Origin of the sequence: Paraburkholderia sp. SIMBA_054 (assembly GCF_046534875.1) — a bacterium.
Lineage (GTDB): Bacteria > Pseudomonadota > Gammaproteobacteria > Burkholderiales > Burkholderiaceae > Paraburkholderia > Paraburkholderia hospita.
In genome coordinates, this window is the sequence record NZ_JAWRXV010000230.1 from 1 (window position 1) to 496 (window position 496).

Consider the following 496-nt stretch of genomic DNA (forward strand, 5'->3'; position numbering starts at 1 on the left):
CCGTCGCGCTCGGCGCAAACGTGTTCGCCGCATGCTTGCAGATCGCCGGCCAGCGTGAGGCCGACGCGCGCATGCTGCATTCGACGCACGTTCGCCAGAGCCTCGACGCGTACCAGTCGGCGCTCGACGGCGGCCTCGCCGCGCTCGGCCGCCTCGAGGCCGCGGGCGATCCGCCGCCCGTCGACGCGGCCGCGACGATGAACGCGACGCTCGCGAGTCTCGAAAGCAAGTTGCAGGGCGAACTGGCCGACGAGCCCGCGATGCTCGCCACGCTCGCCCAGGTCGGCGCGGACCGGCGCCGGCTGCAAAGCGACATCGGCGATGCACCGCTCACGCGCGACGCCGACGAGCCGGCCGCCTCGCGCGCATGGACGGCGGCGTCGTACATGCACGCCGGGCTCGGGCTGCAGCGTGTCGAAGCGGGCCTCGCCGCGCTGCGGGCAGCCGAGAGCCGCGCGTTGCAGGCGTCGCTCGCGGCGTCGTCGAAGGAGCGGCG

General features: G+C 74.8%; 1 pseudogene. It reads left to right on the forward strand.

Annotated features, from left to right (window positions below):
• A pseudogene (locus SB822_RS54900) lies at positions 1-496 on the forward strand (diguanylate cyclase); the annotation flags it as partial.